The organism is Neisseria benedictiae (assembly GCF_958267435.1).
In the GTDB taxonomy this organism is placed as follows: Bacteria; Pseudomonadota; Gammaproteobacteria; order Burkholderiales; family Neisseriaceae; genus Neisseria; species Neisseria bergeri.
Genome location: NZ_CATQFV010000025.1, coordinates 1 through 23,240, shown reverse-complemented (window position 1 = coordinate 23,240; position 23,240 = coordinate 1). Strand labels below are relative to the sequence as shown.

The window sequence follows — 23,240 nt, the reverse complement described above, 5'->3', positions numbered from 1 at the left end:
AATATGAACAGCAAAACTAAGCTTCGAGTTAATAAAATAATCGAACTGAAGCATCATATTGAGAATTGGGAAACTCAAACAAGCGAAGAGATCGAAAAGCTTCTTGTTGATTTTGAGAAACAGCCTAGGCAAGAAATGTCTTCTTATTATACGGAGCTTTTTAGAGATGTTCAATTTGCGGGTGTTTTGGTGCAAATAGCAAATAAGTATGCGGAAAACAGTAAAATCAATCGCTGTATAGTATCTGCTCTTGGGATGATGATGTGGAGGTATAAGCTTCCTGAGAGTGAGGAAATATATCGCCTTATGTTAGCGAATATTCAAAGAAAGGGAGTAGCTCTTTTTGTAGCATTTCATCTCCCTAAGATGAAAATGTTTGAGGAATTCCCGAATAAATGGGCCTATTTTATGAGTATACCTAAACTCTCTCCTAAAAAGACTTCTGCGGAATACTTTACTAACTTGGTCGAAGAATACATTTACTTTGTACCTATGATGTATAAGTCAGAATTGATTCAATACTTCAGTTTGAAATATAGTGAAACAAAAAGTGAATATCTAAAAGATAGATATAAAAAAATACTAAGTATAGTGGATTAACAAAAACCAGTACGGCGTTGCCTCGCCTTAGCTCAAAGAGAACGATTCTCTAAGGTGCTGAAGCACCAAGTGAATCGGTTTCGTACTATTTGTACTGTCTGCGGCTTCGTCGCCTTGTCCTGATTTTTGTTAATCCACTATAAAGCAGCCATGCCGTCTGAAAACCGTTCAGACGGCATGTTTTTGGACGGCGTGGTAAATCGGTTTACGCCCACAAGCCCTGCTGTTGATTTCTCGGCACAAGGCGGCCGACACCGATACCGATGAGGCGGAACGCGTCTTCCGTCTGCGGCGGGACGCGCTTCGTCAACATTTGCGCAGCCTGCAGCAGAGCTGCGCAGTCAGGCAATACGGAGGAATAAGTCAGCGTGCGCGTGATGATACGGAAATCGTAGGTCTTCAGCTTGAGCGTTACGCTTTGGGCTTCGACGTTTTTGCGCGTGATTTGCCGCCACAAGTCTTCGGCAAGATGGGGCAGGTGTCCGGCAGCCTGCTCGAGCGGCAGGTCTTCGGGCAGGGTGATTTCTGTGGAGATTTGGAGGCGTTCGCGTTCGGCTTTGACGGGGCGTTCGTCCGTACCGCGCGCCAAATCATAGAGGCGGTAGCCGTAGCGTCCGAAATGGTTTAAGAGCTCGCCGCGCTCAAAACGGCGCAAGTCGCCCGCCGTCTGCATACCCAGCGACTGCATTTTTTTCAGCGTTACCTTGCCCACTCCGGGGATTTTGCCCAAAGGCAGGGTTTCCAAAAATGCCATGACTTTTTGCGGCGGCAACACAAACTGCCCGTTCGGCTTGCGCCAGTCCGACGCGATTTTCGCCAGAAATTTGTTCGGCGCGATGCCTGCGGATGCGGTCAAACCCGTTTCCGCAAAAATGGCGGCACGGATTTCTTTGGCAACTTCGCTGGCGTAAGGGATGTTTTTGAAATTACGGGTAACGTCAAGATAGGCTTCGTCCAGCGACAGGGGTTCGATTAAATCGGTATAACGCCTGAATACGGCGTGAATCTGCGCGGAAACCTGACGGTACAAGTCGAAATGCGGCGGCACATACACCGCTTGCGGACACAGTCTTTTCGCCGTTGCCACCGACATCGCGGAATGCAGCCCGAACTGCCGTGCCTCATACGATGCGGCGCAAATCACCGAACGCGCGCCCTCCCACGCCACGACCACCGGCCGCCCTTTCAAATGCGGCTGTTCGCGCAGCTCTACCGATGCGTAGAATGCGTCCATGTCGATGTGGATAATTTTGCGTGAAGACATCGGCTCTGCTGAGGATAAAAGGGATATTCTACTGCCGGCATCGGGCAAATTCCAAATATACTAACAGGTTAAATACAAAAGAGTTGGCTGGATTAATTTTGGAAACTTATAAAAATAATGGTTTTTATCAAGCAGAAAGAAACAGTAATGGAAATTATGATATCGTAAGAAAAAGATTATCTGGAAAAATATTACCAAAATACAAGCAATACATTGATTCACTTAGATAATACTGGTGCTGGATTTAAAATTCAGCAGAGGAGAAAACAAATCAGAGCACAAGTTTCAGCCAGACAATGGAGAAGATAAAAGATGAATAAAAATATACTTTATATATTTTCTTTATTAATCACTATTGTTATTTTTTTTATATTTGAAAAGAATGTAATAAGCAAAATAAGTTTTAATTATAATAAAAAAGAATTCTTAATTAGTGATATAACGAATTTTAATTGGGATTATGTAAAACTGTATATAATCAATTCAGATTTCCAAAAAATTGTTTTTTATTATAAAGGTAAGATAGTTTTTGAGGAATTAATAGAACTAGACAGAGAAGGGAATGTTTTACCTCAATATCTATTTGATTCAGATTTGAAAAATGTTGAATATTACAAATGTGATTACAAGAATGGCAAGATGCAACTTTTAAAAAAAGAAAAATTACATTCTTTTGATAGATATTTTTATTATTATAAACCTATAAACTGTAGGCCGAAACTTTTGTAAAACTATCCGTCGTCATTACTGCCTAGGCGGTAATCTATTTTCGGTAGTGTTCCAAAAAGTATGATTATAAAAACGGTCAAATCTAATTTTTTCATAAAATCCAGCAGAGTAAGGTAGAAAAAAAACACCCAAATTGGCTATAATCCCGACAAACACACTCAAGGACAACAACATGGCAGCCTCGCCCGAAGCAAAATTCACCGAAGAAAAGATTTTGTGGGTCAAACACCACACGCCGAAACTCATCACTTTCGCCATCAGCCGTCCCAAATCCTACCGTTTTAAAGCCGGACAGTTCTCCCGACTCGGTTTCTACGAAGGGGAAGGCTTTATTTGGCGTGCCTACTCCATCGTTTCCGCAGAATATGCCGACACGCTCGAATATTTTGCCGTACTCATCCAAGACGGCCCTATGTCGGCCCGTTTCGCCAAAATGCAACAGGGCGACACCATCCTGCTCGATAAAAATGCCACCGGCTTCCTCCTGCCCGAACGCTTCCCCGACGGCAAGGATTTGGTGATGCTCTGCACCGGCTCCGGCATCGCCCCCTTCCTTTCCATTCTCGAACAACCCGAAATCCGGCAGCGTTTCGATACCGTCAACCTGATACATTCCGTATCTTTTCCCGAAGAATTGATTTTCAACGACCGGCTCGCCGCATTGTCCGAACATCCCCTGGTAGGCGAATACGGACACTCGTTCCGTTTCGTCCCTGTTACCACCCGTGCCGCCAATTCCGACGGATTGGGCGGCAAACGCATTCCCGAACTCTTAAAAAACGGCAGCATCGAACAGGCACTGCATACCAAGTTCACCCCGGAATCCACACGGTTTATGATTTGCGGCAACCCGGAAATGGTCAAAGACACTTTCCAAACGCTGCTCGACATGGGTTACGCCATGCACCGCAACCGCATTCCCGGTCAAATCATGATGGAAAACGGCTTCTAAAAACCACCCTGCTTGTCCGATGCCTTCGGATGGAAGGGCAAACCGACACGGCACGAAAACCGCCTCGGCAAAAATGCCGTCTGAAAAAGTTCAGACGGCATCTTCGGACACATTACCTGCAAACGGCAACACATTCCAACCCAAACCGATTAGGCAATCAATACGAACGGCTGTTTACATACTTACCGGCTTTCACCAACCGGTATCGATTTAACCGATTTCCTTAATATTTTTCCTGTCCGTTTTAAACTTCGCCTTAAACACATCCGGTAAATCTTTATCGAAATACCAAAGCCCGTCATCCATTTCCAATGCACCGCCCATTCCATGCAGAACAACTTTTTTCCCCGTTAAAGGATCAGTTTCGGTAATTTCCACCTCATGCATTTTCCCCCAATCCAAAACAGGCAACTTGTGTGCAAACGCCAAAACCTGTTCGTCAGAACGGCCGCACGCTTCATCGCATTTGTCCGAAACATATACGGGACAAGGCTCATCCTCTGCATAACCGTCCGGCAGGATACCGGCTGCAACAGGACACAATCCGTATGTTTCCGCCCACGACGACAAAGCCCGTCTCGCCGCCTTTTTATTGGCAAACAGTCCGGTAGGCGGATGTTCTGTCAAACCATTTTTCAATACGACGGTTTTTGCCTTCAAGATGCCGTCTAAACCTTTTTCAAACCTGACCGTCGTAAATGTTTTCAGCAGATTTTTGGCAGATACGTAACAATCCGCCCCATAATGCCCGACCAATTCCGCTTTAACCTTATGTACATGCAGCCTGCCCAATGCGGGAAAAAACCGAACCTCCTCCGTATTGCACCAATCAAACGGGGCTTTTCCGGAATCCAACAAAGCCGCAACCTCGCTATATGCCCGTTCAAACGTACCGATGTAATTTACTTTCCCTCCGCTGTCGAAACAGGCAAGCACCCCCATACCGTCCGGCAAGCCGTACAGCTGTTCCCTCAACCGTTCGGGCAGCGCGGCAGGCAGCGGTTTCGGATTCATCAAACGGAAACACTGCCTGATCCATGCCTCAACCCCATGTTCCGACAGACTGTATTCCAAATAATCGCACAACGCCGACACATCCGCCATCGCACGATGCCTGTCTTCCACAACAATCCCCAACCTTTCGATGATACTGTCCAGGCTGTGCTTGTAAAATTGCGGATACAGACACCGGGACAGTTGCACACTGCACAAAGCAGGCGATGAGAATCCGATACCCGCACGATGAAACTCATGCTTTAAAAACGTATAGTCAAAACGGCTGTTATGTGCAACCAGCACACAACCCTTCAATACCGAAAACAACTCGCCGGCAATCTCTGCAAAAACAGGCGCATCGGCAACCATGCCGTCTGAAATCCCCGTCAGCTCCGCCACAAACTGCGGAATCGGTTTTTGAGGATTAACCAGCCACTCATGCCTCACCACCCTTCCCTGCTCAAACTTGACCAAAGCCACTTCGGTTACCCTGTCTTCATACAGATTGCCGCCCGTCGATTCCAAATCAACCACGGCAACAGGCATTCCAAACCGTAAAAATACCTTTTCCAGCAAGGGCCAGCGAGAAGCAACAATCATTTTATTCTCTTTAAATTCAAACAACAAACCGATATTTTACACTTTTAAGGCATTTCATCCAACAAAACAATTGACAGAATCCGATGATTACCCTAAAATTCAAATCTTTCTTGCAGCGCACCCGTAGCTCAGTTGGATAGAGTATCTGGCTACGAACCAGAGGGTCGGGCGTTCGAATCGCTCCGGGTGCGCCAGTAAGAAAATACAATATGCGCCCATCGTCTAGCGGTTAGGACATCGCCCTTTCACGGCGGTAACCGGGGTTCGATTCCCCGTGGGCGTGCCAAATTCCAAATCCCCGAGATTATCCCTCGGGGATTTTTTATTGCCTCGGCAACTCGTTACCATATCTTTACCTATCCCCTTCATCGTAATCACAGACACAATCGAATCATATTCAAACCTTTACCTTATAAACCAATACCCTATAACCGAATGCGGTGTCCGTCCAACATTTTACCCGATTGAAACGCCTGATATATTGCACCCCATCAACGTGGCATTACTTTTCTTAACAATCCCCTTTAACAGCAACTGACTAGGACTTTTTTATGCCATCATCAAATTTATAGTGGATTAACTTTAAACCAGTACGGCGTTGCCTCGCCTTGCCGTACTATTTGTACTGTCTGCGGCTTCGTCGCCTTGTCCTGATTTAAATTTAATCCACTATAATATTTTCTTTCCCGATTGAAACAAGCGTAACAGAATATGCCCGAAGCTCCTTCTGCTTTTCTATTTACCACTGCAATATTTAGAGTATAATACCAAATTTGAGCAATGGTTCTAAAACAGTTAGAACCATTTTTCATGAGCCTGACTGATTCGTATACTCGGAGAAACTGATGCAGAATATTTTTGACCCTTTGATTATTCGTGGAAAATCCCTTATCCCCATCGTGCAAGGCGGTATGGGGGTCGGTGTTTCCGCATCGGGTTTATCTAGCGCGGTGGCGCGTGAAAACGGTATCGGAACGATTGCCAGTGTGGATTTACGCCACCTTCACGAAGACCTGCTCGCCGAATCCCAAATCAATCCGAGTGAAGAGAAATATACGTCTTTGAACTGTACCGCATTAGACAGGGAAATCCAAAAAGCCAAAAGTGCTTCAGAGGGAAAAGGACTGATTGCGGTCAACGTGATGAAGGCGGTCAAAGACCACGCCGCGTATGTCCGCCAGGCTTGCGAATCAGGGGCGGATGCGGTCGTGATGGGCGCAGGTCTGCCTTTGGACCTGCCGGAAATGACCGAGGGCTATCATAAAGATGTCGCGCTGCTGCCGATTCTGTCCGAATCGCGCGGCATCAATATCGTTTTGAAACGTTGGATGAAAAAAGGCATATTGCCCGATGCGATTGTGGTCGAACATCCCGCCCACGCGGCCGGACATTTGGGTGCATCAACCGTTGAAGGCGTAAACGATGCTAAATTCGACTTCAAACGTGTGATTGAGGAAACGTTTGAAGTTTTCAAAAGTTTAGGGCTGGAAAGCGAAAAAATCCCGCTTATTCTTGCGGGAGGCATGGCAAATTTTGAAAAAGTCAAAACCGCCCTAAAGAACTGGGGAGCCTCCGCCGTTCAAATCGGTACGGCTTTTGCCGTTACCGAAGAAGGAGATGCGCACCTTAACTTCAAAAAAACGCTCGCCGGTGCGGAAACTGAAAAAGTAGTCGAATTTATGTCTGTTGCCGGTTTGCCGGCGCGCGGTGTCCGCACCAAATTCCTAGACAGCTACATCAAGCGTGAAAGCAAACTTCAGGCAAACGCCAAAGCTGACCCGCGCCGCTGTACCCAAGGTTTAAACTGCCTGACCAGTTGCGGCCTGCGCGACGGGCTTTCCAAAGCCGGACAATTCTGCATTGATATCCAGCTTGCCGCCGCATTCCGTGGAGAAGTAGATAAAGGCCTGTTCTTCAGAGGTAAAGACCCTCTTCCCTTCGGCAATGCCATCCGCACCGTCCGCGAGACGATACAATATCTGCTGACGGGGAGCGAACCTGTTGCAACGCTCGGACGCTGACATCAGGTAGGATTTGATTTGCAAACAAAATGCCCTCTGAAGGGCTTTCAGACGGCATTTTTCAGGTTGTGTTCCGGAATAGTGTTGAAAAAACGGAGAAAAATAAAAAACGTTTTTATGTGAACAAAACGCCTTCCGCATTGTGTCGGGCATACAACACAAATGCCGTCTGAAGCCCTTCAGACGGCATTTTTCAGGCTGCGTTTCGGAATGGGTGTTAAAAAATAAACGGGATGAGATACATTTATTTTCGTCCGATAAATCAGACCATCACGCCGAATAATCAAACAATGCCTGCCCGACATTGCATATAACAAACCAATGCAATGAAAACACGGCTTTTTTATTTGCTTCCGGCATTATTGAAAAGTTTGTCCATCGGGGTCAGATCGACCGCATTGCCTTGGCTGGTAATCCATTTGTTTTCCACGCGCCACACGCCTGCCGCGTCCTCCACGCGCACATACCAGTGGTTGGTCGGCGGAAGGGTTTTGAACACCGCCTCATATTCCGCCCTGCCGTTCTGCGCACTACCGACAGGCTTAAGGTTTACGGTTTGATCGTCCACCTTGCGGGTCGGATGCATCAGCAGCAGGTTCAAAGGCTGTTTGCCGTCAAATTCGCCGCTGACGAATACCTTTGCCGCATTCATATCGGGGGAAATGAGGACCTGTACCCCGATATGCCGTCTGACGGCTTCTTCATCCCGATGAAGCTGGATGTCGATATGCTTGCCGTCCTTATAATAATCGTCCGTAACCAAATCTGTCGCGTGCTGCTGTGCGACAAAAAACATGGCGACGCTGGCGATGACGACAAAAATCGGACCCGCCATCAAGACCCACGGCCAGACGTGTTTGTACCAAGGCTTGATTGGATTGTTTTGAGACACGGTTATTCTCCGATAAAGGTTGCGTCTTCTTCCAAAACAACCGGCTTGCCGTCTGATGCACCGCTTTCCCGGTATTGGAAGATAAACTCGATAGGATGACTGCCTTTGTCCGCGTATTCCGGAATGGTAGACACTTGTACAGGAAGGGTTACTGTTTCGCGCGGAGCCACTTTTATACCGCCTTCAGGCAGCCCGGTCAGGGCGATTTCGTCAAATCCTTTGACACTTGCGGTAATCAGCTGTTCTTTTTCGCTGTTGTTGATGATACGCAGGCTGTATGCGTTTTCCAGCCAGCCTTTGGCGTTTTCGCGCACCATTACGCCACGGTCTTTCAAAATATCGACTTCGACCATTTTGCGCGTGGACAAACCGACCAAAAAGGCGGCAATAACCACTGCCAACACCGCGCCGTAACCTGCCACGCGTGGTCTGAGCAGCCGTTTTTTAATGTCTTTTTCGGCATATTCGTGTTCCAGCGCGCTTTCGGTCGTATAACGGATTAATCCGCGCGGATAGCCCATTTTGTCCATAATCTCATCGCACGCGTCGATACAGGCGGCGCAGCCGATACATTGGTATTGCAGACCATTGCGGATGTCGATGCCGACAGGGCAGACTTGGACGCACATCGCACAGTTGATGCAGTCGCCCAAACCCGCCTCTTCCTTGTTGACCGTTTTCTTGCGGGCTCCGCGCGGTTCGCCGCGTTCCGCGTCATAAGAAACAATCAGCGTGTCCTTGTCGAACATCGCGCTTTGGAAACGTGCATACGGACACATATGCAGGCACACTTTTTCGCGCATAATATGGGCGAAGAAGAAGGTCATAAAGCCGTAAAACGCTGCGGCAAACATCGCGCCGCCGCCTGCTACTCCGGTGAATAAATCGGGAACGAACTGGCGGATGGGGACAAACCAGCCTGCAAACGTGATGCCCGTCCACGCGCAGACAAGGAAAATCAACAGGTATTTGGTGGCTTTGATGCGGGTTTTAGTGAAATTCCACGGCGATTTTTCCAGTTTCAGGCGTTTGTTTCTATCGCCTTCGACCAGGTTGTCGATCCACAGCATGATTTCCGTGTAAACCGTTTGCGGGCAGGAATAGCCGCACCACAGTCGCCCTGCAATCGTCGTCCACCAAAACAGCCCGAAGGCGCAAATCATCAGCAGCAGAGCAAGGTAAATCAAATCGCCCATCCCCAACGACAATCCGAAAATGAAGAAATGCCGTTCGGGGATATTGAAAACGACAGCCTGCCTGCCACTCCAGTTGAACCACGGAATGACGTAAAACACAAACTGGGTCGCCAACACTGCGGCGATACGCAATTTGGCAAACCGCCCTTCCGCTTTTTTCGGATGGATGCGTTCGCCTTCGGGATGGATTTGAATCACGCTGGCACGCGGATCAAACGTTTTTTTCACTTTCGGTGCGGCTTTTGTTTTTTCGGACGGGCTGTGCTCGGGTTCCGGATTACCGGCTTGATTTTCCGTGGTCATGCTACGTTCCTTGATTTTTGATTAATGGTTTGTCCGTCATGGCTACTGTTTTCTTTTCAGACGGCATTTTGCTTTTTTTGATGTCTTTACGTTTTGATATTTCCAGAAAATATATTTTTCTCAAAATACACTCTTGCTATTGTACAACTTTATGCACTTATTGATACGCAAAAAGATAAATATCCGAACAATACCGCCCCAAATGCACCTCCCCTTCACGGACAAAGCCATATATGCTGAAAACTTCCTTATTTGAATATAATTAAAAAACAACGGGTAAGAAATAAATAGGCAAATGACTGCAAAAAACGTCGATATCCCATCATAAACAAACACTATTTATTTAATAAATAATTTGTAACACTTTGTTTTCAAAAGTATAGAAACACCTTTCACATCCAAGCTGAAACCGATATCCCGATACCCGGAGCATATATCCTTCCGGCACAGCCGTACCGCCCGCTCCTCCTTTTCTTGAAAGCATATGCAAATCGGGCGATAATCAACGCCTTCTGACCATCCACTTATCCAAAACACCAGCAAGGAAGATACAAAATGTCTCAACTGGCAAACGCAATCCGCTTCCTCTCCGCAGATGCCGTTCAAAAAGCAAATTCCGGCCACCCCGGCGCGCCTATGGGCATGGCGGAAATGGCAGAAGTATTGTGGACGAAATTCCTGCATCACAATCCCGCCAACCCCAAATTCTACAACCGCGACCGCTTCATCCTCTCCAACGGCCACGCGTCCATGCTGTTGTACAGCCTGCTGCACCTGACCGGCTACAACCTGAGCATTGAAGACTTGAAAAACTTCCGCCAACTGCACAGCAAAACCCCCGGACACCCCGAATACGGCTACACCGACGGCGTGGAAACCACGACCGGCCCGTTGGGGCAAGGGATTGCCAACGCAGTGGGTATGGCATTGGCGGAAAAAATCCTTGCCGCCGAATTTAATAAAGACGGTTTGAACATCGTCGATCATTACACCTACGTCTTCATGGGCGACGGCTGCCTGATGGAAGGCGTATCGCACGAAGCCTGCTCGCTCGCCGGCACTTTGGGTTTGGGCAAACTGATTGTTTTATATGATGACAACAATATTTCCATCGACGGCAAAGTGGACGGCTGGTTTACTGAAAACATCCCGCAACGCTTTGAAAGCTACGGCTGGCACGTCGTTCCCAACGTAAACGGTCATGACACCGCCGCCATTCAAGCCGCTGTCGAAGCCGCCCGCGCCGAAACCGGCAAACCGTCCATCATCTGCTGCAAAACCTTAATCGGCAAAGGCAGTGCCAACAAAGAAGGCAGCCACAAAACCCACGGCGCGCCTTTGGGTGCGGACGAAATCGAAGCCACGCGCAAACATTTGGGTTGGGCATATCCTGCGTTTGAAATCCCGCAAGAAATTTACGATGCGTGGAATGCCAAAGAACAAGGCGCGAAACTGGAAGCGGAATGGAACGAACTGTTCGCGCAATACCAAGCCAAATATCCTGCCGAAGCCGCAGAATTTGTGCGCCGTATGGATAAAAAGCTGCCGGAAAACTTTGACGGGTACGTTCTGACGGCATTGAAAGAAGTGTGCGCCAAAGCCGAAACCATCGCCACCCGCAAAGCCAGCCAAAACAGCATCGAAATCCTCGCTAAAGAGCTGCCTGAACTGGTGGGCGGTTCTGCCGACCTGACCCCGTCCAACCTGACCGACTGGTCAAACAGCGTCTCCGTTACCCGCGACAAAGGCGGCAACTACATCCACTACGGCGTGCGCGAGTTCGGTATGGGCGCGATTATGAACGGCTTGGTATTGCACGGCGGCGTAAAACCCTTTGGCGCGACCTTCCTGATGTTCAGCGAATATGAACGCAACGCCTTACGCATGGCGGCACTGATGAAAATCAACCCCGTGTTCGTGTTCACCCACGATTCCATCGGTCTCGGCGAAGACGGCCCGACTCACCAACCCATCGAGCAAACCGCCACCCTGCGCCTGATTCCGCACATGGACGTATGGCGGCCGTGCGACACCGCCGAATCCTTGGTCGCTTGGGCGGAAGCGGCAAAAGCCGAAGACCATCCGTCCTGCCTGATTTTCAGCCGCCAAAACCTGAAATTCCAAGTGCGCAACGAACAACAACTGAACGACATCAAACGCGGCGGCTACGTTATCAGCGAAGCCCAAGGCAACGCCCAAGCCGTCATCATTGCCACCGGTTCTGAAGTTGAGTTGGCTCTGGAAGCGCAAAAAGCCCTCGCCGCGCAAAACATCGCCGTGCGCGTCGTGTCCATGCCGTCCACCAACGTATTCGACCGCCAAGACGCCGCCTATCAAGCCGCCGTCCTGCCCGAAGGCCTGCCGCGCATCGCCGTAGAAGCCGGACACGCCGACGGCTGGTACAAATATGTCGGGCTGAACGGCGCAGTCGTCGGCATCAACCGCTTCGGCGAATCCGCCCCTGCCGATCTGCTGTTCAAAGAATTCGGCTTTACCGTGGACAATGTGGTTGATACTGTGAAATCCATGCTGTAAACCGCATCCGCCGCATCAAATGCCGTCTGAACGCTTTTCAGACGGCATTTTTTTGCCCTCCCGCCTTGACGCTTCCTCATTCCGCCAATCTCCATTATAATATTTGCGAATCACTCTTATTCACATTTCAAAAGGAGAAACGTATGAACACCCGCACCGAACACGACACGATGGGCAATGTCGAAGTCCCGTCCGAAGCCTATTGGGGCGCGCAGACCCAGCGCAGCCGCAACAATTTCAAAATCGGCGGCGAAACCCTGCCGCAGCCGCTGATTTATGCTTTGGCGTTAGTGAAAAAAGCCGCCGCCGCCACCAATGCTTCCCTCGGCAGGATTAAGCCCGAACAGGCGGATTTGATTACGCAGGCGGCGGACGACGTGTTGAACGGCAAGCTCGACGGGCAGTTCCCCTTAGTGGTCTGGCAGACCGGCTCCGGCACGCAGTCCAATATGAACATGAACGAAGTGCTGGCGAACCGCGCCAACGAAATCGCCGGTACGGGTTTCGCGGCGTACCGGCCCGTCCATCCTAACGACCATGTGAACCACGCGCAATCGACCAACGACGCGTTCCCGACCGCCATCCACGTCGCCGCCGCGATTGAAATCAACCGCCACCTTATTCCGGCGGTAAAAGCCTTGCGCGATACATTGGACAAAAAAGCCCAAGCCTTCGCCCCCATCGTCAAAATCGGCCGCACCCATTTGCAGGACGCAACGCCGCTGACTTTGGGACAAGAATTTTCCGGCTACGTTTCCCAGCTCGACCACGGCTTAGGCCGTCTGAACGACGCGCTCAAAGGTTTGTACGAACTCGCCTTGGGCGGCACGGCGGTCGGTACGGGCTTGAACAGCCATCCCGAATACGCCGAAAAAGCCGCCGCCAAACTCGCCGAATTGTCCGGCCTGCCGTTTGTCAGCGCGCCGAACAAATTTGAAGCCTTGGGCGGACGCGATGCCGCCGTTGCCGCTTCGGGCGCACTGAAAACGCTGGCGGCAAGCCTGAACAAAATCGCTAACGACATCCGCTGGCTGGCAAGCGGCCCGCGCTGCGGCTTGGGCGAAATCAAAATCCCCGAAAACGAACCGGGTTCGTCCATCATGCCGGGCAAAGTCAACCCGACCCAATGCGAAGCGATGACCATGGTGTGCTGCCAAGTGTTCGGCAACGACGTTACCATCGGTATGGCGGGCGCGTCGGGCAATTTCGAGCTGAACGTCTATATGCCCGTTATCGCCTACAACCTCTTGCAATCCATCCGCCTGTTGGGCGATGCGTGCAACAGCTTCAACGAAAACTGCGCCGTCGGCATTGAACCTGTGCCGGAAAAAATCGACTATTTCCTGCACCATTCCCTGATGCTGGTTACTGCGTTAAACCGCAAAATCGGTTACGAAAACGCCGCCAAAGTCGCCAAAACCGCTTACAAAAACGACAAATCGTTGCGCGAAACTGCCGTTGGGTTGGGCTTGCTGACGGGCGAAGAGTTTGACGAGCTGGTCGTCCCCGCCGATATGGTTCATCCGCGCTAATCCTTCCCTCAAATAAAAATGCCGTCTGAAGCCTCGTTCAGACGGCATTTTCCGTTGCCTGCAAACTAGCGGCGTTTGAACAGCCTGTCCCCCACCGCCGCCGTAACCGCGCCCCCGACCACGACGAGTGCGCCGGCATAACCCAAACCGTTCATATCCGGCGCGGCAAAAGTATCAGGCATCACATAATGCCCGAGCAAAGAAAATATTACGGTAAACACGGGGAGCAAGGTTGTTACCACGCTGACTTTGGAAGCCTCCCAATGTTTCAACGCCTCGCCGAACGAGCCGTAACCGATTAACGTATTCAAGCAGCAATACACAAAACAAACCCATGCCAACGTACCGTCCAAACTTCCGATGTGTGCCGGTTCGGCAAACGGCAGGAAGACGGCGGCGCTTGCCGCATAAATCAACAGCAGAATCTGTTGCGGGCCGAATTGCGCCGACAGCAGCTTTTGCGCCACGGCATAACACACCCAGGCCATACTGCCTGCCGCGCACAGCAACACGCCCTTCGCATACGCGCCCAAACCCGACAATTCGCCGAATTTGTCGTTAAAAAACATAAGCAAACCGACAAGCAGCAAAACCAAACCGATTTTCTGTGCGGCAGTCATCCAGTCTTTAAACACCAATACGCCGACAACAATCATCGTAAACGGCGAAATCTGCCACAAAACCTGCGTCGTAGTCGGCGAAATATAATGCAGCCCTTGGGCAATCAGCACAAAGTTTGCCGAAATGCCCGCCACGCCGAGCAGCAGCAGCCTGAATGACCGCCAAGAAAAATCCCGCCGCTTCGGCAGCCGCCCGCCCAATGCCAGCAAAACAAACAATACCGTCGCAGCCACGGTAAAACGCACCCACACCAGCGTCGGCGCATCGACAAACTTCAATACCTGCCGCACGGCAATCGGCAGCGTCCCCCACGTCATCGCCGCCAAAAGTGCCAACGCGAAGCCTAGGAGCGGCCTTTGGTTTTCCATCCTGATTTCCCCATTTTTAAACAACCGTATTGCCGGACGATGCCGGTTTGCCGCATCGGGCAATGATGGTTCAAGCGTTTGGCGTTTGATTCCAACCTTTTGATTTCAAACAAACCGGCTGAAGCCCGACTATTGCTTCGCGCTATTTGGAAACACCGCCTGAATTTTAAAATATAGTGGATTAACAAAAACCGGTACAGCGTTGCCTCGCCTTAGCTCAAAGAGAACGATTCTCTAAGGTGCTGAAGCACCAAGTGAATCGGTTCCGTACTATCTGTACTGTCTGCGGCTTCGTTGCCTTGTCCTGATTTTTGTTAATCCACTATACCGTCTGAAAACAGCGGGGGCGTGCGGCAGGTATCACTGCCTCAAAACGCCAGAACGGCGCAATCGCAACGTTCCGCCCAACGCAAGGGGCGGCAACAAGCCGACACAAATGCAAAAAAGAGAAACCCTGCCCCGTAAGGTTTAAGGTTTCTCCATCCTTTATGATTTCCCTCCGCGAGGATGTGCTGCCGTAAAATTCAGAACGGGATGTCGTCGTCAATGTCCTCGACCGGGGCGGCGGCCGGCACGGGTTGGCGGCGCGGCGCGGCTGGTGCTTCTTGGGGATGGGACGGCGCGTCGGGAGCGGGCTGCCGGCTTTGCTGCGCGGGGCGTTGGTAAGCCTCCTGACTCTGACCGTAACCTTCCTCGTAAGGCACGCCGCCGCTGTTTTCATTTCGACTGCCAAGCATTTTCATTTCGTTGGCGACAATATCATAGGCAGTACGTTCGATACCGTCTTTACCTTGGTATTTGCGGCTTTGGATTCTGCCTTCCAGATAAACCAGCCCGCCTTTTTTGAGGTATTGGCCGGCAATTTCCGCCAATTTGCGGTACATCGTGATGTTGTGCCACTCAGTACGCTCTACACGTTGGCCGTTGCGGTCGTTCCAAGTTTCGCTGGTGGCGACGCTGAAATTACAAACCGCCTCGCCGTTGGGCATATAGCGCACTTCGGGATCGCGTCCGAGGCGGCCGATGAGGATGACTTTGTTCAATGACATTTTTTAAACTCCTGTGATGATTTTTTCAGCGGCAGCCTGATCGAAACCCTTCTGCAACACTTTGAGATAGACGGTCTGCCTGTCGAAACTGAAACCGATGTCTTCCACGCCTTCGAGTTGCGACAAGGCGCGTTGCAAACCGTCTCGATTGCCCTGCCATACGCCGCCGACAGGGTAACTGAGGTTTTTGACGGGCTTGGGCGCGGGCGATAAAACGGCAATTACCAGCCACAGCAGCATCAATATGCTGCAAAAGGCAAACACGCCGGAAAAGCCGTATTTTTGAAACAGCAAGCCGCCTGCCGCGCCGCCGGCAAACAGTCCGAGCGACTGCATCGTGTTGTACACACCCATCGCCGTACCCTTCAGGTCGGACGGCGCGATTTTGGAAACCATAGACGGCAGGCTCGCTTCCAACACATTAAAACCGATAAAGTAAACAACCAAATAAGCGGTAATCAAGCCTACCGAGCGCATACCGGACAGCAAACCGAGCTGCGCCGCCGCGATGCAGACGATGCCCAAAACAAAAACCTGTTTGAGCTTGTTGCGCGTCTCGCCGACGATAATCAGCGGAACCATTATCACCAAACCGGCAACGGTAGAAGGAAGATATACTTTCCAATGCTGTATTTTTTCCAAACCGAGCTGAGTCATCGCGAAAGGCAGCGCGGTAAACAATGCCATTTGTGCGGCATGCAGGGCGAAAATGCCGAAATCGAGCGTCAGCAGCCGGCGGTTTTTCAAAACTTCGCCTATGCGCGAAGGCTGCGCCTGCGTGTCCTCATGCAGCTTGGAAACTTCGGGATCGGGAGTCATCCACGCCACCACGCCGATGCTGATAACGGTCAAAATACCGGTCAGCAGGAACAAGCCGCGTACGCCCACCGCGTCGGCAATCACAGGGGCAACGACGAGGCTGACCGAAAACGTCAGACCGATACTCAAACCGATCATCGCCATTGCGCGGGTACGCACGCCGTCGCGCGTCAAATCCGCCAGCAGCGCGGTAACCGCCGCACTGACCGCTCCCGCACCCTGTATAGCACGGGCGGCAACCAATAAGGGCAATGTATCGGCGGCGGCGGCAAGGAAGCTGCCCGCTGCAAAGACGACCAGCCCCGCATAAATGGTTTTCTTGCGTCCGAACTTGTCGGAAGCGATGCCCAAAGGCAGTTGCAGCAGAGCCTGCGTCAGCCCGTAAATGCCCATTGCCAGCCCGACCAGCGTTTTGTTGCCTTCCGCGCCGGGCAGCGAGGCGGCGTACACCGCCAATACGGGCAGCACGAGGAACATACCCAGCATACGCAGCGCGTACACGCCGGAAAGCGTCGTACTGGCGCGCCATTCGTGCGGAAACATTTGGATGCGGTTATCTCTTGCCATCATATTTTTTCAGACGGCATCAACAGTTGCAATGCCGTCTGAACTTCCAGTGAACAGATTTTCGGATTATACAGGATTCGCCGTATTTCGGTTGCGGCGCGGGTTCAAAATCAGTGCCACTGCCAGCGGTTGCGCCACGCGCCCAAAACGGCATTCGGATACTTATTGCTGCCCAAGCTGCCGTTAAAACGGGCAAGTGCACGGACGATGTTGCCTTTTTCAAGGTTCTGGTAATGGCGCAGAATCGTGCAGCCGTAACGCAGGTTGGTGCGGATGTCGAACAGGTTGTGCGCCGGTTTGCCGATGTAGTTTTTCCAAAATGGCATAACCTGCATCAGACCGCGCGCGCCGACACCGCTGATCGCATACTGGCGGAACGCGCTTTCCACCTCAATCAGCCCCAACACAATCTGCGTATCCAAACCGGCCCGACTGCTTTCATACTGGATATTGACCAGCAGCCTGCGCCGCTCCTCCTCATCGGGGACAAACCTTGCCAAACGTGCCGACATGGCAGACAACCAACGCTCGCCCTCTTTCGGATCGTCAAACACCAGCCTCGGCGGATTTATGCTGCCGACGGAACTCCTCATCACGGAAGCCACATCGTCGGCAAGCGTTTCTTCACGTTGCGCGCCGGCTTGTGCCAGCGGGCTGAGCAACAACGCACCAGCGGCACACAACAGGCGGCGTCGGTACGTGTTGACGGATAAATTATCGGTCGTTTTGTTCATAGGGAATGGGGCGCGTCCGGACGTTTCAGACGGCATTAAATATTCAAACAGACATAATTGCTTTCAATGCGAAAAACCGCGCACAAAATCCAAACACGGCATATCGCCCTGCCCTTTTCAGGCAAATCTCGATTTTACCGCTCTCAAGAACGCTTGTCCAAACAGGCACAGGCAACACCGCCCGGGCATTTCCCGTTTTCACCGGCTATCTGTCGTCCAGATTGTGCAGCAGCACCATCAGCGCATCACGCTTTTCGGGCGGCAGCAGGCGGAAATATTTCAACAGCAGTGCTTCCTGCGGCGAAACCGCACCTTCCGTGCCGGAGAGCCTGCCGTGGCGCAGCCATTCCGCGCTAGTATCCAGCCATTTTGCCAGCGTCTCGATTTTATCCGGAGTCGGAATCGACCTGCCGACCAGCCAATGGTGGAACGCCTGCGTACTGACAGGCTGATTGGGATGGCGCAGGTTGAAGCGGTTGGCGAGGCTGGCATTGGACAGCTCGTCCAAACCCGCGAGGCGTATTGCTGTTTTCAAACGTTCGCTGAAATCGGTTTTATCTTGTTCGGTATGCATAATGGCGGATTATGAATAGCCGACTATTACCTTTTTTAAACAAAATAATTGATAGCATTAACAATTTGGTTGTCAGTAAAAGTAAATATGGGTATGATGGGAAGCGGTTTACACAACCATAAACTTATTTACTTATTTTCTGAAATTTTGGGGACTTATGATGACTTTGAACAAAGTTTTCGCATTGAGCATGATTACCTTGAGCCTGGCAGCTTGCGGCAGCAAACCTCCCAGCAGCACCCTGCCCAACACTAACCCGACTGTTACCAATCCGTCCAACAGCAACCAAACAAATAACGGCAATGCTGCTGCCAACAATGGCAACTCTGCCAATAGCGGTAACTCTGCCAATAGCGGTAACTCTGCCAATAGCGGCAACTCTGCCAATAGCGGCAACTCTGCCAATAGCGGCAACTCTGCCGATAGCGGTAACACCGCCGATAGCGGTAACACTGCCGCCAACAATCCTCCTCCGTTTACACTGACAAACGACACACCTAATTTTTCAGTCAGCGTCAGTGGATTGAAACGTGAGGCTGAAGGAGATGTGCGTAAGTTGGCTGCAGAATACGGTGTGGATGATGCAACTGTTTTGACTTACCAAGTCAGCACTCTGGGTCAAAATGCCAACAGCGGCTCTCTTGATTTGTCTAAAGCACCTTTGAAAACGCTGACCCGCGCTGCACATACAGAATCTGCACAGGTACGTGCAGAGGGTAAAACTTATACACTGACCCGCAGAGGCGAGTCCCATATCTACCGTCAGAATTATTCTCTGATTGCCGGCGTTAAACCGACTTCCTACTCAATTCAAGGAGATAGAGTGAATAAAACTGAGGCTATCCGTGATGAAGATTATCTGACCATCAAAGGTACACCGACTGAAGTTTTACCCACAGCCGGTAAAGCGACTTATTCCGGTGCTGCATTTGACGGACAAAATCAAGGCGTATTGAGCTACTCCGTCGATTTCAAGGAAAGAACGGGTGAGGGCAACATTACCGGCTTGGGTGAAAAAGTCGTCTTGAACAAGGGCAACATAACCAATATCGATCATAATAACGAAATTGATGGAAGCCACCTTCAAGGCTACGGTATTCAAGGCTCTTCTAATAAAGGTAATTACGCGCTCGGCTTCTTCGGTGCTAATGCCGAAGAAATCGTCGGAACTGTTGGTGATAGCAAAAATGACAAAATCGGCTTTGCCGGCTCCCGTTAATCCCGCCTGATACAAATGCCGTCTGAAACCGGAAACGGTCTTTCAGACGGCATTTCGACCATTTGACTGCGCGGTTTGCCCGTCCGGTCCCTTGCCCTGAAACTGTTTGACTTATGAAAAAATTTGCTTTGCTTCTTTTGTCCGTGCCGACGGCGGCCGTTTCCGAAACGCCCGTCTTACCTATACCCGTGTCGAAGCAGGTGTTCGTGGACGGCAAGTTCGACGATAGGATAGCGCCTGCCGAAAGGCTTGAAAGGGCTGACGAAACGGAAATTCCGGTTCTGCCGCTTGCTTCCTATGCCCCATCTTTTGACGAACAGATCGACAATGCCTTCCGCCTGTTGCAGCGTGCCGCGCCGAAGCGGGCTGCCGCGCCTGTTGTTGCGTCTGTCGGCAAGGCAGAAGAGACCGAAATCAAGCCTGTGGCAACACATAAGAAGTTTTCCAACGAGGCGGCTTTCGGTACGGGTGCGTCCGTGCCGTCTGAAACCCTTGCAGCCGGGGAAGCCGCCGAAGCCGTTTCAGACGGCAATGCCTCTCTTGCGGGTTTGGAAGAGCAGATCAACCGCGCCGTCGTCGCCCATGATTGGGACACGCTGCAAACGCTGCTGGCAAGCTATCGCGCCCTGCCGGATTTCAATCCGGTTCTGCACGATTACGCGCTGGGCGGTTTGCGCCGCAGCCAGTTGCGCCATGACGAGGCGGTGGCTTTGTATCGCGGCATTTTGGCGCAACAGCCCGATTTGGCGTATCCGCGTTTCGATTTGGGTGTAATGCTGTTTGAAAACAAACAGTACCGCGAGGCGAAGGCGGAATTGGAGCGAGCAAAACCCGATTTGCAGCCGCCGATGCAGCAGCTTGCCGACCGCTATCTTGCCGCCATAGACAAGGCTCAAGGCTGGAAGCCCGATGTGTCGCTGCAATACGAGCAAACGGACAATGTGAACAACGCTTCGTCCGAAAAAACGATTGAATTTGCGGGCAAAAGCTGGACAAAAACTGCCGACAGCCTGCCGCAAAAGGCGCATGGCATCCGCTACGACTTGGGCGTGTCGCGCGAAATCAATGCGGGCGGGCATCATTTCCTCTACGGCGGCATCAGCGGCGGCGGCGTGCATTATTGGGATAACAAAGATTTCAGCGAACAGAGCCTGCGCCTGTCGTTCGGCTATAAAAACCGTTCGGTAACGCGCTCGTTCGGCATCGTGCCGTTTGTCGAGCAAAACCTCTTAGGCGGCAGCCGATACAATTTCGTCGGCGGCTTCAATGCCGATTTCTCCCGACGCTTGAGCGAACGCTGGCGGTTGACGCTGAACGCGGGCAATATGTGGAAGCGTTATCAGGAAGACCGCACCGCCGCCCGATACGACAGCCATATGCCGCTGGCGGGCGCGACGCTGATGTATTCCGCGCCGAAAGACTGGCTGCTTTACGGCGGTGCGGACTGGTCGCACGACATAACGAAAGAGGCGGAACAAGCTTCCGTCCGCAAGGGTTTGCGTGTCGGCGCGGTCAAAACGTTCAATGGCGGCTTGGGTCTGCGGGCAAACCTGCGCTATACCCGCAGGACTTTTGATGCGCCCGGAACAATTGTGTACCGCTTCCCGCGCAAAGACCACGAATATCAGGCAAACCTGTCGTTGTGGCACGACAAAATCTCTTGGAAGGGATTTACGCCGCAACTCAATTTCCGCTATCTGAAAATCGACAGCAATATGAAAAGTTTTTACACACGCAAAAACATGCAGATTTTCATGAGCGTGGAAAAGGATTTCAAATAAGCGCAAAAAATGCCGTCTGAACGTTTTTCAGACGGCATTTTTTGCTGTCGGAAACATACCGTCGACAACATCCGTGAACAGAATCAAAAACAGCCGCATCATTTATTGTCAACGCCCGCGCCGTCAGAGTAACATTGCGTTTTTCCCCACCGGTATCCGCCATGACCACCAATCCCGCAAACGTCCTTGCCTCCGTCGATTTGGGTTCCAACAGTTTCCGCCTCCAGATTTGCGAAAACAACAACGGACAGTTGAAAGTCATCGATTCGTTCAAACAGATGGTCCGTTTTGCCGCCGGTCTGGACGAACAGAAAAACCTGAGTGCCGCCTCCCAAGAACAGGCTTTGGACTGCTTGGCAAAATTCGGCGAACGCCTGCGCGGCTTCCGTCCCGAGCAGGTGCGCGCCGTGGCAACCAATACATTCCGCGTCGCCAAAAACATCGCAGATTTCCTTCCCAAGGCCGAAGCGGCACTGGGTTTCCCCATCGAAATCATCGCCGGACGCGAAGAGGCGCGGCTGATTTATACCGGCGTGATTCACACCCTCCCCCCCGGCGGCGGCAAGATGCTGGTTATCGACATCGGCGGCGGTTCGACAGAATTTGTCATCGGTTCGACGCTGAATCCCGACATTACCGAAAGCCTGCCCTTGGGCTGCGTTACCTACAGCCTGCGCTTCTTCCAAAACAAAATCACCGCCAAAGACTTCCAAGCCGCCATTTCCGCCGCCCGCAACGAAATCCAGCGCATCAGCAAAAATATGAGGCGCGAAGGTTGGGATTTCGCCGTCGGCACATCGGGTTCGGCAAAATCCATCCGTGATGTGCTTGCCGCCGAAATGCCCCAAGAGGCGGACATTACCTACAAAGGTATGCGCGCCCTCGCCGAACGCATCATCGAAGCCGGTTCGGTCAAAAAAGCCAAATTTGAAAACCTGAAACCGGAACGCATCGAAGTTTTTGCCGGCGGGCTTGCCGTGATGATGGCGGCGTTTGAGGAAATGAAACTCGACAGGATGACCGTAACCGAAGCCGCCCTGCGCGACGGCGTGTTTTACGATTTGATCGGGCGCGGTTTAAACGAAGATATGCGCGGACAAACGGTTGCCGAGTTCCAACACCGCTACCACGTCAGCCTCAATCAGGCGAAACGCACCGCCGAGACCGCGCAAACCTTTATGGACAGCCTCTGCCACGCTAAAAACGTTACGGTTCAAGAACTTGCCTTGTGGCAACAGTATCTCGGACGTGCCGCCGCGCTGCACGAAATCGGTTTAGACATCGCCCACACGGGATATCACAAACATTCCGCCTACATCCTCGAAAACGCCGATATGCCGGGCTTTTCACGCAAGGAACAAACCATACTCGCCCAACTGGTCATCGGTCATCGCGGCGATATGAAAAAAATGGGCGGCATTATCGGCGGCAACGAAATGTTGTGGTACGCCGTTTTGTCGCTGCGCCTTGCCGCCTTGTTCTGCCGTTCGCGCCAAGACCTGTCTTTCCCGAAAAATATGCAGTTGCGCACGGATACGGAAAGCCACGGCTTCATCCTGCGTATTGACAGGGAATGGCTGGAACACCACCCCCTGATTGCCGACGCATTGGAATATGAAAGCGTCCAATGGCAAAAAGTCAATATGCCGTTTAAAGTTGAAGCCGTCTGACCTTGCGGGGCAAATGCCGTCTGAACAGGATTCAGACGGCATTTGCCTATCCGCAACACCCAAAAAACCGACTGCCTTGTATCTGGCCGATTTGCCACTCCAAGCAAAAACCTGCTTAATAAAGCAAAAGAACTATATGACCAAACAAGAAAGATGTTTCTTGATTATTCAAACAAAATAAATTGTAAATTTATTATCTTGTTGTTTTCATTGGTTAT

Annotated in this window: 17 protein-coding genes, 2 tRNA genes and 1 pseudogene; 10 read left to right on the top strand and 10 right to left on the bottom strand. The window is 51.3% G+C overall.

Translation table 11 applies throughout. The features are described from left to right. The first annotated feature begins 3 nt into the window (after window positions 1–3). On the top strand, window positions 4–600 hold the full coding sequence (locus Q3O12_RS01740; RefSeq protein WP_250314077.1) for a hypothetical protein: 597 nt from the start codon (window positions 4–6) through the stop codon (window positions 598–600). A gap of 205 nt (window positions 601–805) precedes the next feature. Here Q3O12_RS01740 and dinB read toward each other — a convergent pair whose 3' ends face one another. Next, window positions 806–1,864: a DNA polymerase IV gene (gene dinB / locus Q3O12_RS01735; protein WP_301669042.1), complete on the bottom strand. Its 1,059-nt coding sequence runs from the start codon at window positions 1,862–1,864 to the stop codon at window positions 806–808. A 901-nt stretch (window positions 1,865–2,765) separates the two neighbouring features. Here dinB and Q3O12_RS01730 point away from each other — a divergent pair. Then, window positions 2,766–3,545, top strand: coding sequence for a ferredoxin--NADP reductase (locus Q3O12_RS01730; protein WP_301669040.1), 780 nt, complete (start codon window positions 2,766–2,768; stop codon window positions 3,543–3,545). A gap of 210 nt (window positions 3,546–3,755) precedes the next feature. Here Q3O12_RS01730 and Q3O12_RS01725 read toward each other — a convergent pair whose 3' ends face one another. Next, window positions 3,756–5,141, bottom strand: a complete 1,386-nt coding sequence (locus Q3O12_RS01725; protein ID WP_301669039.1) for a 3'-5' exonuclease — start codon at window positions 5,139–5,141, stop codon at window positions 3,756–3,758. Between the two features lie 117 nt (window positions 5,142–5,258). Between Q3O12_RS01725 and Q3O12_RS01720 the strand changes: the two genes are divergently transcribed. Beyond that, window positions 5,259–5,335, top strand: a tRNA-Arg gene (locus tag Q3O12_RS01720). A gap of 17 nt (window positions 5,336–5,352) precedes the next feature. Further along, a tRNA-Glu gene (locus Q3O12_RS01715) sits at window positions 5,353–5,427 on the top strand. 283 nt (window positions 5,428–5,710) lie between these two features. On the opposite strand, the pseudogene Q3O12_RS01710 reads toward Q3O12_RS01715, so the two are convergent. Then, window positions 5,711–5,857, bottom strand: a pseudogene (locus Q3O12_RS01710) (IS5/IS1182 family transposase); the annotation flags it as partial. 129 nt (window positions 5,858–5,986) lie between these two features. On the opposite strand from Q3O12_RS01710, the gene Q3O12_RS01705 reads away from it, so the two are divergent. Continuing rightward, window positions 5,987–7,162 (top strand): NAD(P)H-dependent flavin oxidoreductase, encoded by a 1,176-nt coding sequence (locus tag Q3O12_RS01705; protein WP_013448810.1) that lies wholly within the window; start codon window positions 5,987–5,989, stop codon window positions 7,160–7,162. A 343-nt stretch (window positions 7,163–7,505) separates the two neighbouring features. Here Q3O12_RS01705 and Q3O12_RS01700 read toward each other — a convergent pair whose 3' ends face one another. After that, complete coding sequence (locus Q3O12_RS01700; protein ID WP_301669038.1) at window positions 7,506–8,054, bottom strand: FixH family protein; 549 nt, start codon at window positions 8,052–8,054, stop codon at window positions 7,506–7,508. Between the two features lie 2 nt (window positions 8,055–8,056). Continuing rightward, window positions 8,057–9,553: a cytochrome c oxidase accessory protein CcoG gene (gene ccoG, locus Q3O12_RS01695; RefSeq protein ID WP_301669036.1), complete on the bottom strand. Its 1,497-nt coding sequence runs from the start codon at window positions 9,551–9,553 to the stop codon at window positions 8,057–8,059. Between the two features lie 555 nt (window positions 9,554–10,108). On the opposite strand from ccoG, the gene tkt reads away from it, so the two are divergent. Beyond that, window positions 10,109–12,088: a transketolase gene (gene tkt, locus Q3O12_RS01690; protein ID WP_301669034.1), complete on the top strand. Its 1,980-nt coding sequence runs from the start codon at window positions 10,109–10,111 to the stop codon at window positions 12,086–12,088. Between the two features lie 143 nt (window positions 12,089–12,231). Next, on the top strand, window positions 12,232–13,620 hold the full coding sequence (gene fumC / locus Q3O12_RS01685; protein WP_301669033.1) for a class II fumarate hydratase: 1,389 nt from the start codon (window positions 12,232–12,234) through the stop codon (window positions 13,618–13,620). 65 nt (window positions 13,621–13,685) lie between these two features. Here fumC and Q3O12_RS01680 read toward each other — a convergent pair whose 3' ends face one another. From Q3O12_RS01680 to Q3O12_RS01660, 5 genes are all read right to left on the bottom strand, one after another. After that, window positions 13,686–14,609: a DMT family transporter gene (locus Q3O12_RS01680; RefSeq protein WP_301669032.1), complete on the bottom strand. Its 924-nt coding sequence runs from the start codon at window positions 14,607–14,609 to the stop codon at window positions 13,686–13,688. Between the two features lie 524 nt (window positions 14,610–15,133). Continuing rightward, on the bottom strand, window positions 15,134–15,658 hold the full coding sequence (locus Q3O12_RS01675) for a single-stranded DNA-binding protein (RefSeq protein WP_301669030.1): 525 nt from the start codon (window positions 15,656–15,658) through the stop codon (window positions 15,134–15,136). A gap of 3 nt (window positions 15,659–15,661) precedes the next feature. Then, window positions 15,662–17,044, bottom strand: a complete 1,383-nt coding sequence (locus Q3O12_RS01670; protein ID WP_301669110.1) for an MFS transporter — start codon at window positions 17,042–17,044, stop codon at window positions 15,662–15,664. 110 nt (window positions 17,045–17,154) lie between these two features. Next, window positions 17,155–17,778: a lytic transglycosylase domain-containing protein gene (locus tag Q3O12_RS01665; RefSeq protein ID WP_301669108.1), complete on the bottom strand. Its 624-nt coding sequence runs from the start codon at window positions 17,776–17,778 to the stop codon at window positions 17,155–17,157. Window positions 17,779–17,983: 205 nt separating this feature from the next. Further along, a complete protein-coding gene (locus Q3O12_RS01660; RefSeq protein ID WP_301669029.1) occupies window positions 17,984–18,352 on the bottom strand; it encodes a transcriptional regulator in 369 nt (122 codons plus the stop codon). A 157-nt stretch (window positions 18,353–18,509) separates the two neighbouring features. On the opposite strand from Q3O12_RS01660, the gene Q3O12_RS01655 reads away from it, so the two are divergent. The 3 genes from Q3O12_RS01655 to ppx all read left to right on the top strand — a co-directional run bounded on the left by Q3O12_RS01655 (window position 18,510) and on the right by ppx (window position 23,022). Continuing rightward, the gene (locus Q3O12_RS01655; RefSeq protein ID WP_301669027.1) at window positions 18,510–19,571 is read left to right on the top strand and encodes a factor H binding protein domain-containing protein; all 1,062 of its coding nucleotides are present in this window, start codon (window positions 18,510–18,512) and stop codon (window positions 19,569–19,571) included. Between the two features lie 113 nt (window positions 19,572–19,684). Then, window positions 19,685–21,352 (top strand): surface lipoprotein assembly modifier, encoded by a 1,668-nt coding sequence (locus Q3O12_RS01650; protein WP_301669025.1) that lies wholly within the window; start codon window positions 19,685–19,687, stop codon window positions 21,350–21,352. A 161-nt stretch (window positions 21,353–21,513) separates the two neighbouring features. Beyond that, window positions 21,514–23,022 (top strand): exopolyphosphatase, encoded by a 1,509-nt coding sequence (gene ppx, locus Q3O12_RS01645; RefSeq protein ID WP_301669023.1) that lies wholly within the window; start codon window positions 21,514–21,516, stop codon window positions 23,020–23,022. Window positions 23,023–23,240: the final 218 nt, after the last annotated feature.

Bases quoted from the DNA above. Each gene is read 5' to 3' on its own strand.
- tkt (WP_301669034.1), top strand. From the start codon at position 10,109: ATGTCTCAACTGGCAAACGCAATCCGCTTCCTCTCCGCAGATGCCGTT.
- Q3O12_RS01730 (WP_301669040.1), top strand. From the start codon at position 2,766: ATGGCAGCCTCGCCCGAAGCAAAATTCACCGAAGAAAAGATTTTGTGG.
- Q3O12_RS01650 (WP_301669025.1), top strand. From the start codon at position 19,685: ATGAAAAAATTTGCTTTGCTTCTTTTGTCCGTGCCGACGGCGGCCGTT.
- Q3O12_RS01705 (WP_013448810.1), top strand. From the start codon at position 5,987: ATGCAGAATATTTTTGACCCTTTGATTATTCGTGGAAAATCCCTTATC.
- Q3O12_RS01725 (WP_301669039.1), bottom strand. From the start codon at position 5,141: ATGATTGTTGCTTCTCGCTGGCCCTTGCTGGAAAAGGTATTTTTACGG.
- Q3O12_RS01670 (WP_301669110.1), bottom strand. From the start codon at position 17,044: ATGGCAAGAGATAACCGCATCCAAATGTTTCCGCACGAATGGCGCGCC.
- Q3O12_RS01740 (WP_250314077.1), top strand. From the start codon at position 4: ATGAACAGCAAAACTAAGCTTCGAGTTAATAAAATAATCGAACTGAAG.
- Q3O12_RS01660 (WP_301669029.1), bottom strand. From the start codon at position 18,352: ATGCATACCGAACAAGATAAAACCGATTTCAGCGAACGTTTGAAAACA.
- ppx (WP_301669023.1), top strand. From the start codon at position 21,514: ATGACCACCAATCCCGCAAACGTCCTTGCCTCCGTCGATTTGGGTTCC.
- Q3O12_RS01680 (WP_301669032.1), bottom strand. From the start codon at position 14,609: ATGGAAAACCAAAGGCCGCTCCTAGGCTTCGCGTTGGCACTTTTGGCG.
- ccoG (WP_301669036.1), bottom strand. From the start codon at position 9,553: ATGACCACGGAAAATCAAGCCGGTAATCCGGAACCCGAGCACAGCCCG.
- Q3O12_RS01655 (WP_301669027.1), top strand. From the start codon at position 18,510: ATGATGACTTTGAACAAAGTTTTCGCATTGAGCATGATTACCTTGAGC.
- Q3O12_RS01675 (WP_301669030.1), bottom strand. From the start codon at position 15,658: ATGTCATTGAACAAAGTCATCCTCATCGGCCGCCTCGGACGCGATCCC.
- fumC (WP_301669033.1), top strand. From the start codon at position 12,232: ATGAACACCCGCACCGAACACGACACGATGGGCAATGTCGAAGTCCCG.
- dinB (WP_301669042.1), bottom strand. From the start codon at position 1,864: ATGTCTTCACGCAAAATTATCCACATCGACATGGACGCATTCTACGCA.
- Q3O12_RS01665 (WP_301669108.1), bottom strand. From the start codon at position 17,778: ATGAACAAAACGACCGATAATTTATCCGTCAACACGTACCGACGCCGC.